Genomic DNA, 14,767 nt, shown 5'->3' with positions numbered 1-14,767 from the left:
GGCAGGAAGCGGCGCACGAGCATGCCCTCGCCAAGGTCGGCGCTGCGGGCTTCGATGCGTGTGATTGCGTTCATGAGGTAGGCGCCTCCGCTTGTACGGCGTCTTTGAGAGGAACCTGATCTTACGCCACTCCTGGGGGACGAGATCTTGGTGGCCGCCAAGTGACCGCGAAAGCCTTTGCCAGGGCGTCGATCTTGCCTATGGTGAAAGACCACGGCCGACGTTCAGTGGCGCCGACCGGGCCCCAACCCCGGGAGATCGAAATGAACAAGAACATCGAACACGTCGTGCTGCTGATGTTCGAGAACCGCTCCTTCGACAGCCTGCTCGGCTGGCTGTACGAGCAGGGCGCGCCGGCCGAGCATGTGCCGCCGCTCCAGGAGGGCGAGCCCGCCTATCACGGCCTGCAGGGACTCGATCTGCGCGCCTGGGCGAATGCGGATGCGAGCGGCGCGATCCGGGCGGAGCCCATCCGCGGCGCAGCCGGCCTCAACGTGCCCAACGTCAATCCCGGCGAGGACTTCGACCACGTCAGCACCCAGCTCTTCGAGACCGCGGCGGTCACCGCAGACAGCGTGCCGACGATGCGCGGCTATGTCCGCGACTATGTCGACGTGCTCAAGAAGCAGGGCAAGACTGACGACGAGATCAAGCGCTGCGCCACGCAGGTGATGCAGGCCTACACCCCGGCGCAGTTGCCCGTGCTGAATGGGCTGGCCGAGCACTACGCGCTGTGCGACCTGTGGTTCTCGTCGGTCCCGTCGCAGACCAATCCCAACCGCGCCTTTGCCTTGTGCGGCACCTCGATGGGGCTGGTGAACAACGGCTTCCTGGAAAAGCCCAACCCGGCCGCATCCGTGCTCGAGAAACTCTCGGGCGAGGCCATCGGCGACGACCGCTTCGAAGCGCGCACGCTGTTCAATGCCCTGCACGACGAGGGGCTGGACTGGAAGATCTTCCGCCACAGCGGCTACCTGCCACGCAATTTCGAGAGCGTGGCCAACCTGGTGCAGGCAGCCCTGATGCTGCTTCCGCCGAACCTGCTCGTGGTGGGCGTCGACGTGATCATGCGGTACCTGCGCGAGCTGAGCTCGGACGCCGCGGCCTCGTCCTACACCCACCGGCTGTTTCCCGAGATCCTGGAGATCCCCCATGCCGATGCCCATTTCGGCAAGATCGACTCGTTCTTCACCCTGGCGCGCCAGGGTCAGTTGCCGGCCTTCACCTACATCGAGCCCGAGTGGACGATCGCGCACCAGGCGACCAGCAGCTCGGCGTTCTCGTTCAAGACCTACCTCTATCATCAGGGCAACGACTACCACCCGCCCGACAACCTCGATGCCGGCGAGAACCTGCTCAAGCGCGTCTATGAGGCCTTGATCGCCAACCGGGAGGCGTGGGAGAAGACGCTGCTCATCGTCACCTTCGACGAGCCGGTCGGCGCCTTCGATCACGTCCCGCCGCCGCGCGCCGTGCCGCCCTGGGGGCAAGGCAAGCCGGCGCCGGTGAAGTGCCAGGACGGGTTCAACTTCGATCGCCTGGGCGGCCGGGTGCCGACCCTGCTGGTGTCGCCATGGGTGGAGAAGGGCACCGTGTTCCGCTCGCCGACGGACACGGCCTACGACCACACCTCGATCATCGCCAGCGTGCTGCGGCTGTATGGACGGGAGCAGCGCATCGCCGAGTTCCAGGCGCGCACCATGGCGGCACCGACCTTCGAGGCGGTGCTGTCGCGGAGCACGCCGCGCACCGACGCGCGCGAGGTCCGCTTCATGCAGGCCGGTCGCAAGCCGGGTGACCCGGTGCACTATTACGACCGCTTCTGCCTGCGCAATCCGCTGGGCCAGTATGTGTCGCGCTTTCGCGAACACTTCGTCGGGCCGCCGGGCACGGTGGACCCCACGACCAGCGAGTACTTTCCCACCCTGGATTATTCGGGCCCGGTGACGCTGTACCTGCAGAACGCCGCCAACAGGCCGGACGAGGGCGCGGTCACGCCCGGCGCGGCGACCCAGGTCAAGCTGATCTGCACCGAGGACGGGCTGGGCGCGTGGAACGTGCTCGGCAAGTGGGCGGACTCGCGCGACTGCTACTACTTCAACGACTATCTCGAGGGCGACTACGACCGCAAGCAGACCTGGGGGCTCGTGCGTGCGGAGGCGGGGACCGGGCCGCTGCGCTTCGGCGACAAGGTCTGGCTGGTCAACGACGGCAACCGGCTCAACTACAACTACAGCGTGCTGTATGGCCACACCTACCTGTCCACCGACGCCCAGGGCGCGTGGTGGACCGTCGAACCGGTGCTGGAGCGCGGCGCCGACGACAGCGCGCTGCAGTATGGCGACGCCTTCCATCTGCGCCATGTGCGCAGCGGCGCTTCGATCACGGCGTTCGAGTCCGACTGGGGGCAATGGAAGCCGACCGTCGGCAAGGGCGCGGCCGTGGCGTTGAGCATGAAGCTGCCGCACAACGCTGGCCTGGCCGTCGGGGCGCCAGCCACCCTGCCCGACGGGGCAGCGGTCGCGATCGTCTCGGCGCACGAGGCGCTCGCCTACGGCGGCCGACGCTGCGACAACCTCTACTCGGGCGAGCGCACCGACCTGTACTACTACTACGCGGACTACTCACCGCCGAACTCCACCTGGCACCTGTCGCTCGCCCACGGTTCGGGGGCGCTGCAGGACGGCGACCAGGTGCGCATCATCAATGCCGCGACCGGCCAGTTCCTCGTCCCTCGCGACGGCCACCTGACGACGGTGGCGTCCGCCAGCGCCGACTGCCTGTGGACGCTGCAGCGTACGCGCTGAGCGGTCTTTGCCGCTGCGCCGCCGGCACAGGTACTGCTGACACCGCTCGGGGGTCTGCCGCCGGCGCTTAAGGTTTGCTTAAGCCTGCCCCCGCAGCATCGATCCTGGTTTCACACATCAGGATCGAAACAGCATGGATCTGCCGTGGCTCGACCACCCTGCAGCGCACCCCTCGACGCGCGACGCCGCCCTGTCGCCGGTGCCGCGCAGCCTTCACCTCGTCCCTGCCGACGCCGCCCGCCGGGCGGCGGTGCAGGACTTCATCCGTGATCGCTTCGCCGCGCACTACCAGGCCGACGTGCGCCACTTCATGCCCTGCCTGTTCGGGCTCGAGGCCGACGACGGCAGCCTGCATGGCGCCGTTGGCTGCCGCAGCGCAGCGGTGCAGCCGCTGTTCCTCGAGCGTTACCTGGACGAATCCATCGAGGACGCCATCGCTGCACGAAGCGGCGAGCGGGTGGAGCGTGCCGACGTGGTCGAGGTCGGCAACCTCGCCGCCCGCGGCGCCGGCCTGTCGCGCCTGCTGATCGTCGCGCTCACACGCCTGCTCGCGGCCGAGGGCGTGCGTTGGGCGGGCTTCACCGGCACGCCGGCGCTGATCAACAGCTTTCGCCGCCTCGGCATCGTGCTGCATGGCCTGGCGCCGGCCGATCCGTTGCGCCTGGGCGTCGATCACGAGCAGTGGCGCGCAGAGTGGGGCACCTATTACGACAACCGCCCGCAGGTGATGGTGGCCGAAGTGCCGGGCGCCGATCGCGCGCTGGCCACGGCTGGCACCTATCGCCATTTCGGTGCGCAGGAGGCGATGCATGGCTTGTGCAGCTGAGGCGCTGTGGGCGGCGCTCGCGGCCTATGGCGAGCGGACTGCGCTGCGCGACGCGGCGCTCGAATGGAGCGGGCAGCGAGTGCTGGCCGAGGTCCAGGCCCGGCGTGCCGCGCTCGATGCCCTCGGTGCGCAGCGCGTGGCGCTGGCGCTCGACAACGGCGCTGACTGGGTGGTCTGGGATCTGGCGCTGCTCGCCAGCGGGCGGGTGTGCGTGCCGGTGCCCGGCTTCTTCTCGCCGCAGCAGCAGGCCCATGTGCTCGACAGCGCCGGCATCGACACGCTGATCGGCGACCCCGCGGTGGCGGCGCGCGTCGAGGGTTTTGTGGCGGTGGCGGCGGGCAGCACGGCGACGCATCGCTCGGCGGAAGCCGGGCCGGTTGCGACCGGCCCGGCGGCCACCGCGCGCGAAGCCCCGGCCAGTGCGGCGGGGGCGAGTATTTTCCGCCGCACCCCGCATTCGGTACCCGCGCTGCCGGCGAGCACCGTCAAGATCACCTACACCTCCGGCACCACCGGCCAGCCCAAGGGCGTGTGCCTGGACGCCTCTGCCCAGCTCGCGGTGGCGCGCAGCCTGGCCGGGGTCAGCACCGCCTGCGGCGTCGAGCGCCACCTGTGCGTGCTGCCGCTGGCCACGCTGCTCGAGAACGTCGGCGGGGTGTATGCGGTCTTGCTGGCCGGCGCCTGTGTCGATGTCTTGCCGCAGGCTGCGCTGGGCCTCGCCGGCGCCAGCGGTTTCGATGTCGCGCGCTTCATGCAGACGCTGCACGAATGCCAGCCGCACAGCCTGATCCTGCTGCCGCAGCTGCTGCTCGCGCTGGTCGCCGCGGTGGAGCAGGGTGCCGCACGTCCGTCCAGCCTGCGCTTCGCCGCCGTGGGTGGCGCGCGCGTCGCGCCCGGGCTGTTGCGCCGCGCCGAGGCGCTCGGCATCCCGGCTTTCGAAGGCTACGGCCTGTCCGAATGCGCCTCGGTGGTGTGCGTGAACACGCCGGGCGCGCGGCGCATCGGCACGGTCGGGCGGCCGCTGGCGCATGCCGATGTACGCCTGGCGACCGATGGCGAGGTCGAGGTGCGCGGCGCGCGCATGCTCGGCTACCTCGGCGAGCCGGCGCCTGCCGGCGAGTGGCTGCCGACCGGCGATCTCGGCCACTTCGACGACGGCTTTCTGGTGCTGAACGGGCGCAAGAAGCACCAGTTCGTCACCGCCTTCGGCCGCAACGTCAATCCGGAGTGGGTGGAGGCGGAGCTTGCCGAGCAGGCGCCGATCGCCCAGGCCTGGGTGCATGGCGAGGCGCTCGCCGCCAACGTTGCGGTGATCGTGCCGCGCCGCGCCGACTGCGCCGATGCCGAGATCGACGCGGCGATCGCGGCGGCCAACGCCGTGCTGCCCGACTACGCCCGGGTGCAGCGCTGGCTGCGCGCCGACGCGCCCTTCACCCCGGCCAACGGCCTGCTCACCGCCAACGGCCGCCTGCGCCGCGCGGCGCTCGCCGAGCGCTACCTGGCGCGCATCGCCGCTGCCGCTGACCTGGCGGACCCGGCCGACCCTAGCCCCTTCCTTCCTCTTGCAAACGAGATCGACGCATGACTTTCTTCCACACCCTGCAGGACCGTACCGCCGCCGAACGCGACTACCTGCTCGCCGCCCCGGTGCTGCACCACGCGGTGGCGGGCACGCTGCCGCGCCATACCTATGTCGCCTTCCTCACCGAGGCCTACCACCACGTCAAGCACACCGTGCCGCTGCTGATGGCCTGCGGCGCCCGCCTGCCCGAGCGCCACGAGTGGCTGCGCAGCGCGATCGCCGAGTACATCGAGGAGGAGCTCGGCCACCAGGAGTGGATCCTCAACGACCTCGCCGCCTGCGGCGCCGACCCCGAGGCGGTGCGCCACGGCCAGCCGGCGCTGCCGACCGAGCTGATGGTGTCCTACGTCTACGACCGCATCGCCCGCCACAACCCGGTGAGCTTCTTCGGCATGGTCAATGTGCTCGAAGGCACCAGCATCGCGCTTGCCACCCGTGCCGCGAGCGCGATCCGCGGCAGCCTCGGCCTGCCGCCGGCGGCCTTCAGCTACCTCAACTCGCACGGCAGCCTCGACCAGGAGCACATCCGCTTCTTCGAGGGGCTGATGAACCGGCTCGATGACGCCGCCGACCGCGAGGCAGTGGTGCACACCGCGCGCGTGGTGTATCGCCTGTACGGCGACATGTTCCGCAGCCTGCCGCTGGCGCAGTGAGGGCGAGGACGATGGAGCTTGCGAACTGCAAGGTGTTGCTCACCGGCGCCAGCGGCGGCATCGGCCAGGCGCTGGTCGAGCAGCTGTGTGCGGCCGGCGCCGAGGTGCTGGCGGTGGGGCGCGACCCTGCGCCGCTCGCGGCGCTCATGGCGCGCTTTCCGGGCCGGGTGCGCCACGTCGCCGAAGACCTCGCCGATGCGGCCGGGCTCGACGCGGTGGCTGCCGCGGCGCAGGCCTGGGGCGGGGTCGATTGCGTGATCCATGCGGCCGGGGTCAATCGCTTCGGCCTGCTCGAGCAGCAGGACGACGCCGCCCTCGCGCAGCAGCTCACGGTGAACCTGCTCGTGCCGATGCAGCTCACCCGCCGCCTGCTGCCGCTGTTGCGCCAGCCGCGGCGCGCGCTGCTGATGTTCGTCGGCTCGACCTTCGGCACGATCGGCTTTCCCGGTTTCAGCGCCTACAGCGCGAGCAAGTTCGGCCTGCGCGGCTTTGCCGAGGCGCTGCGTCGCGAACTGGCCGACACCGGCATCCGCGTGCTCTACCTGGCACCGCGCGCCACTCGTACCGCGATGAACGCCGATGCCGTGGTGGCGATGAACACCGCGCTGGGCGTGGCGATGGATTCGCCGCAGAAGGTCGCGGCGCAGATCGTGCAGGCGCTGCGCGACGAGGCCTCCGAGCGCGCGCTGGGCTGGCCGGAGCAGCTCTTCGTGCGGCTCAACCGCCTGCTGCCGCGCGTGGTCGATCGCGCGCTGCGCAAGCAGTTGCCCACGGTGAAGCGCTTCGCCGCGCCGCAGGGCGAGGGCGTGCGTACCTGAATTTGCCGCAGGCGTAACCTGCCGGATGCGTGCAGGCGGCAAACGCACGCCTCGCCGCGCGTGTGAGTCCTTCGCGGGGCTGGCACGCGTCGCGCCGAAGGCGTCAAATACACCCCGAGGAGGAACACCCCCGATGCGCATCCTGCTGGTCGAGGACGACGAGGCGCTGGGCGAAGGTATTCGCGTTGCGCTCAAGCCCGAGCATTACACCATCGACTGGGCGCGCGACGGCGCCAGCGCGCTGCACGCGCTCACCCACGAGGACTTCGGCCTGGCGATCCTCGACCTCGGCCTGCCGCGCATGGACGGGCTCGAGCTGCTGCGCCGGCTGCGCGCCGCCGCCAACCCGATCCCGGTGCTGGTGCTGACCGCGCGCGACGCCACCGCCGACCGCATCGCCGGGCTGGATGCCGGCGCCGACGATTACCTGATCAAGCCCTTCGACGTCGACGAGCTCAAGGCCCGTATCCGCGCGCTGCTGCGTCGCAGTGCCAATCGCGCCCAGCCGACCCTTCATCACCGCGACGTCAGCCTCGATCCGGTCGCCCAGCAGGTGAGCTACCGCGGCCAGCCGGTGGCGCTGCAGAGGAAGGAGTTCCTGCTGCTGCACGAGCTGCTCGCCCAGCCCGGCCGCGTGCTTACCCGCGACCGCCTGCAGCAGGTGCTCTACGGCTGGGACGAGGAGGCCGAGAGCAACGCCCTCGAGGTGCATATCCACCACCTGCGCAAGAAGCTGTTCCCCGAGCTGATCCGCACCGTGCGCGGCGTCGGCTATCTGGTGGACAAGGCCTGATGCGCTCGATCCGCAGCCGCACGCTGGCGCTGGTGTTGGGCCTGCTCGCGGTCGCCTTGAGCGTGATCTCCTACCTCAGCTATCGCGACGCGCGCCACGAGATCGAGGAGCTGTTCGACGCCGAGCTGGCCCAGCAGGCGCGGCTGCTGGCGGGCATGATCCCCGCCGCCATGGCGCCCGCTGCGCGCCTCGCCCTGCAGCAGGCGCTCGATGAGGCGGTGGTCGGCACCGCGACGGCGGGCGAGGGGGATGCGGCGCGGCCACAAGGTCATGAGTACGAGAGCAAGCTCGGCTTCGTCGTGCTGGATGATCGCGGCGACAGCCTGCTGCGCTCGGCCAGTGCGCCGGTCGCGGCGCTCGAGCGCCTGATGGCTGGGCACCCCGACAACGCCGCCGCGCCTTCGCGCGTAGCCCGGGCCGGACTCGATCCGGTCCTCGCCGGCTATCACACGGTGAACATGGCCGATGGCGAGTGGCGGCTGTTCGTGCTGCGCGATGCGCGCGACCGCCAGTGGATCGTGGTCGGCGAGCGCCAGGACGTGCGCGGCGAGCTGGTCGGGCGGATCACCTTGCGCAGCCTGCTGCCCGATCTGGTCGGCCTGCCGCTGGTGGCCTTGCTGGTGTGGCTGGCGATCGGCTGGGGGCTGCAGCCGCTGCAGCGCGTGGTGCAGCGCCTGAAGGAGCGCGACCCCGAGCGCCTGGCGCCGCTCGAGGTCGACGACGTGCCGCAGGAGCTCGAGCCGGTGGTGGCCTCGCTCGACCGCCTGCTGCTGCAGGTGACCGAGCTCCTCGAGCGCGAACGGCGCTTTCTCGCCTACGCCGCGCACGAGCTGCGCACCCCGCTCGCGGTGCTGCGCATCCACGCCCAGAACGCGCTGCAGGCGCCCGACCCGGCCGACCGCAATGCCGCCCTGCGCCAGCTCGAGGGCGGCATCGACCGTGCCACCCGGGTGGTGGCGCAGTTGCTGACGCTGGCCCGTCTGGAGCCCGACGTCGGCAACAGGCACATGGCGCAGATCGACCTGCTGGCGCTGGCGCGCCAGGAGCTGGCCGAGCTCACCCCGCTCGCGCTCGAGCACGACCAGGAGCTGGCGCTCGAGGTCGGGGGCGCGGGTACGGCCGGGCAAGGCGAGGGGAGAACCAAGGAGGGCGCGCCCGCCCGCGACGAGGGGGCCGAGCGGGGCGGGGACTTTCGCCTCGTCGCCGATGGGCCTGCGCTGGGCATCCTGCTGCAGAACCTGGTGAGCAACGCGGTGCACAACACGCCGCCTGCAGGGCGGATCCGGGTGTTGCTCGAGGCCGGCGCCGAAGCGGTGGTGCTGAGGGTGCAGGACAGCGGCCCCGGCGTGCCGGCGGCGCTGCGCGACAAGGTCTTCGAGCGCTTCTTCCGCGCCGGCGACGGCGCGGGCGCAGGGCTGGGCCTGTCGATCGTGGCCCGCATCGTCGAACTGCATAACGGCACGATCAGGCTTGGCGACAGCCCCCTGGGCGGGCTGGAGGTGTGGGTAGGGCTGCCACGCACGCGCGCGGACAGCCGCGGCGCGCCTTATTCGGTCGGCGCAAAGCCGTAGTAGGAGCCGTACGCGGATGGCGCGGGTGCATAGGCGGCGACCTTGATCGCATCGGCCAGGCGGACCTTGTCGGTGAAGCCGTCGATGCCCTGCTTGTCCGCACGCCACCTGGCCTCGACTTCCCGTTCCGAAAGCCCTTCGAGCTGCAGGTTCGCGTCAAGACGCGTCGAGCGGTATTCGAACGCCGTGTCGTGGGCGATGAACAGCGTGTGCGGGCAGGCCGTGATGCGGGTCTCGTCCACCGGGTCTGCACCCATCACGCGCTCGCCGCAGAATGGGCAATGGACCGGCGTGTAGTAGAAGGACTTGAGTTCAGTGCGTTGAATGAGCTGGGGCATGGGGGTCTTCCTTGCTGGATGGGGGGCTCGGGCGGGAAGAACCCCGCCGCTTCGAGCAGCGTGCGTTTCGTCACGGCGTGTTTGCCGCGGCCCCAAAAAACACAAGGCCCGACTTGGGTCGGGCCTTGTGTCGATCGGTGAAGCCGGCCTGCGCGCAAAGCGCAGGGCCGCAGCACGAGCTTTAGTCAGCAGCGCGGATGTTCGACGCCTGCAGACCCTTGGGGCCGGTGGTCACGTCGAAGCTGACGCGCTGGCCTTCCGCGAGGGTCTTGAAACCCTGGCCCTGGATGGCGGAGAAGTGGGCGAAAAGGTCATCACCACCGGCTTCCGGTGTAATGAAGCCAAAGCCCTTGGAATCGTTGAACCACTTGACGGTACCTGTTGCCATGTCTTGAATCTCCTGAGAATGGGGAAAGCCCCCTGGATGGGGCGAGTTTCAAGACGGCGAGGTATGACTTGAGGATTAAAACCGACTGATCGGATACTAAACCGACAAACAAACTACACGACTTGAAGATCGCTGCGGCGCAGTATGAGCGAAACGCGCCAATAAGGATAGGTATTTCTTCTACCGCACCCACCGCGCCGCCGCTTCAGGCGGCCTGCGTCAGCGCGTTGATGCCTGCACGCGCACGGGCGAGCAGCCGGGCGCTGGCCTCGTCGGTGCTGTCGCGGGTGAGGGCCTCGACCCATTGGTAGCGGGCCAGGGCGCGCTCGTCCTGCCCGCGCGCGGCGTCCGCGGCCGCGCTGTCGCACAGCAGCTCGAGGTAGCGGGTGTCGCATTCGGCGGCGAGCTCCGCGGCGGTCGCCATCCGGACATCGACCGCGCCCGGCACGCCGGGGCGGGCCGGGGCAGGGGGCGCCGCCGGCGCGCCGGGCGTGCTCGGGGCGCCGGATTGCGCTCGCGCAGGAATGCCGAACTTGGCGACGATGTCGCGCACGTTGCTGTCGCTGTCGTCGGCGTACTTTTCCCAGCGGCTGCCCCACCACATGACCCAGTGGTACTGGAACAGGCGGTGCCGACCACCTTGCCCGGGCTCGCCCGCCGGCCCGGGCTGTGCGTCGACGCCCGCCAGGCCGGCTGCGCCGCCCTGCACGGCGGTGGCCGGTGCCTGGGCAAGGGGGGCGAGATGGCGGATGCAGACCTGCCCGCCATCGCCGCCGTCGCCGCCCGCGCCCGCTGCGCCGGCATTGCCGCCGGGGCGGGCGTTGGCGCCGGTTTCGCCATAGGCCTGCTCCCAGTACCAGCGCGCGCCCTTGGCCCGAACGACCTTGGCGCCGAACTCGCCCGACGGCGGTTCGTGGGCGGTGAATTTTCCGTCGCGCGCGGCAGGCGGCGTGGCGGGTTTGACGCCGTCGCCACCGCGCTGGCCATTGCCGCCGTCCGCACCCTTGGCGATGACGGCGAGCGTGCCTGCAATCTCGCCGGCGAACAGCCACAGGCGGCCGCCGTCCCCGCCGCGGCCGCCGGCGCTGCCCGCCCTGCCGTCAGGTGCAGCGGGCGTACCGGCGAGCGCGGGCTCGACCTGGTCGACGACGAAGTGCGCGGACGGGGGCTCGCCCGACAAGTCCAGCGTTGCCCCGTCGGCCTCGATGCGGCGGGCGAAGATGCGCAGGTGCGCGCCCGGCAGGCGATAGTGGTGACGGATCTGCACCACGTCGGCGTGGATGACGAGCTCGCGGTGCGCATGCAGGAAGCTGTCGCCGGCGGTCGCGCCGTCGAGCAGCAGGCTGGGGACGGTGATGCGCAGGGGCGCGGGGCGGTCGCTCATGCTGCGGTCCTCGGAGGGGGAGTCGCTGAAGGGGGATTCGCTGAATGGGGGATGCGCCGAAGGCGGATTCGCTCAAAGCAGGGTGATCTCGAAGCGCGCTTGCGCCGGCGCTTCGGCCGGCTCCGCTTGCTCGCCGCGACTCGGTGCGGCGCGCACCGTCAGGTTGCCGATGTGGCTGCCGCGAAACTCCAGTCCGATCTCGCTGAGCTTGTCGAGCGGCACGCCGTGGTTGTAGCCCTTGGGCAGCGAGATCTCCCAGGTGGTGAAGGGCGTGGGCTCGAAGTAGGCGTTCTCGGCATCGTTGGCGGCGCGGGTGATGCGCACGGCCGTGCCCTTGTGATCGTGCGCCTCGCCGTGCGGGTCGTGCAGGTAAGCGAAGCTGCGGCGCAGGGGCTCGGTCACGAACTCGAACTGCTCGCCCTCGAGGCGGTCGTGATAGACCCCCGAACTGCCGATGGCGATCGTCACCTCATGCTGGCCCAGCTCGGGTGCGACCAGCCACACCCGGATGTCATTGATGCGAATGCGGTCGCTGCCGCGGAAATTGGCCGGCGAGATGGTCCAGCTCAGGCGCCCTTCGGTGCGCAGTCGGGCAACGGCGTCGTGCGCCCAGATGCGGTAGGCGAGCGGCTGCCAGGCCGAGGGCGGGGCGGGGAAGCGGGCGCGCGCGTCCACCAGTTGCGCGCGTGCGCGCGCCAGCAAGGCCTGCAGGTCGGCGGCGCTGTCGGTGATGGACGGCGCCAGCTCGGGTTCGCGCAGCGCGTAGTAGCGCAAGGCCGCACCCAGGTCGTCGATCGCCTGGATCAACTGCAACTTGAGCTGCGCGTGCTGGCGCTCGTAGAACAGCATCAGGCGGAAGTCCGGCCCGCGGCTGGCATCGAGCTGCGCGACGCGGCTGCGCACCACGTCGATATCGGCCTGGTCGCGCTCGAGCTCCCATTCGCTCTGATGGTGAATCAGTGCACAGTGGGCGTAGTGCAGGCCGGTGTCGATCGCATCCTTGCCGCGGACGGCGAGCTTTTCCAGGGTGGCGAGGTATTCCCGTGCGCCATCGATGCCGAGCTCGATCGGGTCCTCGAAGAGCGTCCGCATGTCGATGCAGAAGGCGTCCCAGTCGGCTGCGGTCAGGGCATCGGCCGGTGCCGCCTTGTCGGGCAGGGTCTGCATCTGCTCGATGCGCGGCCCCAGCTCAGCCTGGCGGTCGACGAAGTCGTACACCGACTTGATCGCCTTGAGCGCGCCGATCAACTTGTCGACCGCCTCGATCGCCTTGGCGATGCGCGCGACCAGCCGGGCGAGCCGCCCGGCCGCCTGCGCCGCCTTGCCGGCGCCCTCGACCGCGCCGGCCGCCGCTGCGGCGCCGGCCGGATTGCCGGTACACGCCGCGGCCACGCCGACGCCGATGGCGACTACCGCGAGGACGATGCCGGCGATCGCCTCGCGCTTGATCTCGGCCTCCTTCTTCTTGCGTCCTTCCTCGAAGCGCGCCTGCGCCGCCGCCAGCTCGGCGCGCTGCTTCTCGAGGGCCCTGGCGCTCGCCTCCTGGCCCGCGAGCGCCTTGTCCATCTCCTTGCGCGCCTGTTCTAGCAGCTTCTGCGAGCGCACGCGGTCGTTCTCGTAGCGCGCCAGCATGTCGGTGGCGTCCTGCCTGCGTTCGCCGATGTGGGCATCACGGTCGAAGAAGCGCTCGCAGCGGGCCTCCACCGCGGCCAGCGCGGCGGCGGTGTCCTGCGCCAGTTCGTAGTACTCCGTGCCGCGCAGCGCCGGCACGAAGTGTAACTGCGGCTGGGCATCGCGCAGCCGGTTGATCAGCACCGCGCTCGTAGCGGCGAGGCGCACGTCGCCGCCGACGCGCGCCTGGCAGCGATTGACCCAGCGCGCCATCTGCAGCGCGAGTTCGCGTGCCCCGTGTGCGTGGCGGCCGCGCTGGAACTGCAGGCTGCGGGCGGTCAGCAGGGCCAGTTCGGCCTGCAGCGCATCGCCGGGGACGAGGTCGAGTGACACGCGGCCGTCGATGCGCTCTGTCTGCGCGCCTTCGGTGGCGCCGTCCACCGCTTCCACCCCGGCCTGCAGGTTGATCCGGCACGGGGCGTCCGCGGCAGTGAACACCTGCGTGACGCCGAGAAAGTCGACGCGCAAGCCGCCGTCCGCGGTCTCGAAGGCCAGTTCCTCGGCCTGCAGGGCGAGCCGGCAGTCCAGCGGTTCATCCTGCGTGGGCGCCACCAGCGACAGGCTCGCGCCCGCGGCGACCTCAATGCGGCGTGCGTGGATGTCTAGGGCGCCGAGCGTGAGGCGGGCCGGCGCCTGGATGCGCAGCACATCGGCGTGGATCGCGAGCGCTGCATCCGGGGCCACGCGCTGTGCAAGCAGCGCCAGCACCTCGTCGAGCACGACGAACAGGCCGCGCACGATGCCGGGCGTGAGCGTGGTGAACGCGCGGTCCTCGGCGAGCGGCACCAGCACCCGCGTGGGGGGAAAGCGATCGGACCAGGCGGGGAAGCGCGATGTCATGCGGTGAGGCTCCAGAGATCGCAGGGATGCCCGCATCCCGGCTTGGTCACGGGGGTCAGCGGTTCAGGGGGTCTCGTGGCCGTATGCCGAGAAGCCGGAAAGCCGTGGCGCACGGACGGCCTCGGCGATGGCCTCGCCGATGCGTGGATCCCTTGCCTGCTCGGCAATCTGAATCAGCGTCGTGCCATTCGCCATGCGCACGTCGGTGGATGCGCCCGCCTCGAGCAGCAGCCGCACGACATTGTAGTGGCCGTTGGCGACCGCCTTCAGCAGCGGGCTGGAGCCGTCCTTGGCGATGAGGTTGGGGTTGCCCCTGTTCGCGAGCAGTTGCGCGACCACGTTCAGGTGCCCTCGGGCCGCAGCCTGCAGCATGGGCGTGATGCCGGCGTGGCTGGTCAGGTTGGCCGAGGCGCCCTTGCGCAGCAGCAGCTTGACGACGTCCTGGTAGCCGTTGAATGCGGCCCAGTGCAGGGGCGTGTAGCCGTCGGCATCCTCCGCGTTGACGCTGGCGCCGAGGCGGATGAGCTCGAGTGCGAGCGTCTCCCTGCCGTTGAAGCAGGCGATCATCAGCGGGGTCCATTGGCGCGGGTCGCGCATGTCGACGCTGAAGCCGGCACTGATGAAGAGCATGCAGACATGCTCGTCACCGGCCTCGGCAGCGCGCACGAAGGCGGCCACGGTGCGCGCGATGCCCAGCCGGTCGAGTTCGGCGATGGCGCGCTCGTACTCCCACAGCGTGCCGCTGAACGGCTTGGCCACGGTCGGATTGGCGGACTGCGGCTTGATCGCCCCGATCCTGTCGTAGGCGAGGCTCAGGCTCAGGATCTCGGCGCCGACGTCGGGCGGGAAACCGCTGCGCCCCGGGCGGCTGGAGACCAGGAGTTCGGTGAAATAGTCGGCTAGCGCCGTGCCGTCGTTCCACAGCTCGTCGAGCCGCAGCGCCACATGCGGATATTGCGCGACGAGCTTGTGCGGGAACTTGTCGCGGAACTCGGAGGACAGCAGGAAGGCCAGGGGTGGCGGGGTATCGGTCATCTTTGCGCGGCTGGAGGCCTTGCCTCGGGCGATGAAATCCCCTTCAGTCTAGACGTCAAAT

At 70.3% G+C, this 14,767-nt stretch carries 12 protein-coding genes; 7 read left to right on the top strand and 5 right to left on the bottom strand.

Translation table 11 applies throughout. The annotated features are described in order from the left end of the window. Positions 1-263 precede the first annotated feature (263 nt). The 7 genes from PLC66_RS02720 (at position 264) to PLC66_RS02690 (ending at position 9,050) form a co-directional block, all read left to right on the top strand. Positions 264-2,807, top strand: a complete 2,544-nt coding sequence (locus PLC66_RS02720) for an alkaline phosphatase family protein (RefSeq protein WP_324537672.1) — start codon at positions 264-266, stop codon at positions 2,805-2,807. Positions 2,808-2,940: 133 nt separating this feature from the next. Continuing rightward, positions 2,941-3,633 carry a thermostable hemolysin gene (locus tag PLC66_RS02715; RefSeq protein ID WP_324537670.1) on the top strand — a complete coding sequence of 231 codons (693 nt, stop codon included), beginning with the start codon at positions 2,941-2,943 and terminating at the stop codon, positions 3,631-3,633. Beyond that, on the top strand, positions 3,617-5,218 hold the full coding sequence (locus tag PLC66_RS02710) for an AMP-binding protein (RefSeq protein WP_324537668.1): 1,602 nt from the start codon (positions 3,617-3,619) through the stop codon (positions 5,216-5,218). Before PLC66_RS02715 ends, PLC66_RS02710 begins: the two co-directional genes overlap by 17 nt. Continuing rightward, positions 5,215-5,868: an iron-containing redox enzyme family protein gene (locus PLC66_RS02705; protein WP_324537666.1), complete on the top strand. Its 654-nt coding sequence runs from the start codon at positions 5,215-5,217 to the stop codon at positions 5,866-5,868. The genes PLC66_RS02710 and PLC66_RS02705 overlap by 4 nt, the downstream gene beginning before the upstream one ends. A gap of 11 nt (positions 5,869-5,879) precedes the next feature. Next, positions 5,880-6,686, top strand: a complete 807-nt coding sequence (locus tag PLC66_RS02700) for an SDR family oxidoreductase (protein WP_324537663.1) — start codon at positions 5,880-5,882, stop codon at positions 6,684-6,686. Between the two features lie 133 nt (positions 6,687-6,819). Continuing rightward, positions 6,820-7,479: a response regulator gene (locus tag PLC66_RS02695; RefSeq protein ID WP_324537661.1), complete on the top strand. Its 660-nt coding sequence runs from the start codon at positions 6,820-6,822 to the stop codon at positions 7,477-7,479. Beyond that, positions 7,479-9,050, top strand: coding sequence for an ATP-binding protein (locus PLC66_RS02690; RefSeq protein ID WP_324537659.1), 1,572 nt, complete (start codon positions 7,479-7,481; stop codon positions 9,048-9,050). Before PLC66_RS02695 ends, PLC66_RS02690 begins: the two co-directional genes overlap by 1 nt. Here the strand turns inward: PLC66_RS02690 and PLC66_RS02685 are convergent. The 5 genes from PLC66_RS02685 to PLC66_RS02665 form a co-directional block, all read right to left on the bottom strand. Further along, the gene (locus PLC66_RS02685) at positions 9,026-9,388 is read right to left on the bottom strand and encodes a hypothetical protein (RefSeq protein ID WP_324537657.1); all 363 of its coding nucleotides are present in this window, start codon (positions 9,386-9,388) and stop codon (positions 9,026-9,028) included. The genes PLC66_RS02690 and PLC66_RS02685 overlap by 25 nt on opposite strands. 181 nt (positions 9,389-9,569) lie before the next feature. Next, the gene (locus PLC66_RS02680; protein WP_068637622.1) at positions 9,570-9,776 is read right to left on the bottom strand and encodes a cold-shock protein; all 207 of its coding nucleotides are present in this window, start codon (positions 9,774-9,776) and stop codon (positions 9,570-9,572) included. A gap of 205 nt (positions 9,777-9,981) precedes the next feature. Beyond that, positions 9,982-11,160: a hypothetical protein gene (locus PLC66_RS02675; RefSeq protein ID WP_324537653.1), complete on the bottom strand. Its 1,179-nt coding sequence runs from the start codon at positions 11,158-11,160 to the stop codon at positions 9,982-9,984. A 72-nt stretch (positions 11,161-11,232) separates the two neighbouring features. Further along, positions 11,233-13,671, bottom strand: a complete 2,439-nt coding sequence (locus tag PLC66_RS02670) for a hypothetical protein (protein WP_324537651.1) — start codon at positions 13,669-13,671, stop codon at positions 11,233-11,235. A gap of 63 nt (positions 13,672-13,734) precedes the next feature. Next, positions 13,735-14,706, bottom strand: coding sequence for an ankyrin repeat domain-containing protein (locus tag PLC66_RS02665; protein WP_324537649.1), 972 nt, complete (start codon positions 14,704-14,706; stop codon positions 13,735-13,737). Positions 14,707-14,767 lie beyond the last annotated feature (61 nt).

Source organism: Thauera sp. (assembly GCF_035444905.1).
In the GTDB taxonomy this organism is placed as follows: domain Bacteria; phylum Pseudomonadota; class Gammaproteobacteria; order Burkholderiales; family Rhodocyclaceae; genus Thauera.
This window is presented reverse-complemented; position numbering and strand designations above follow the sequence as displayed.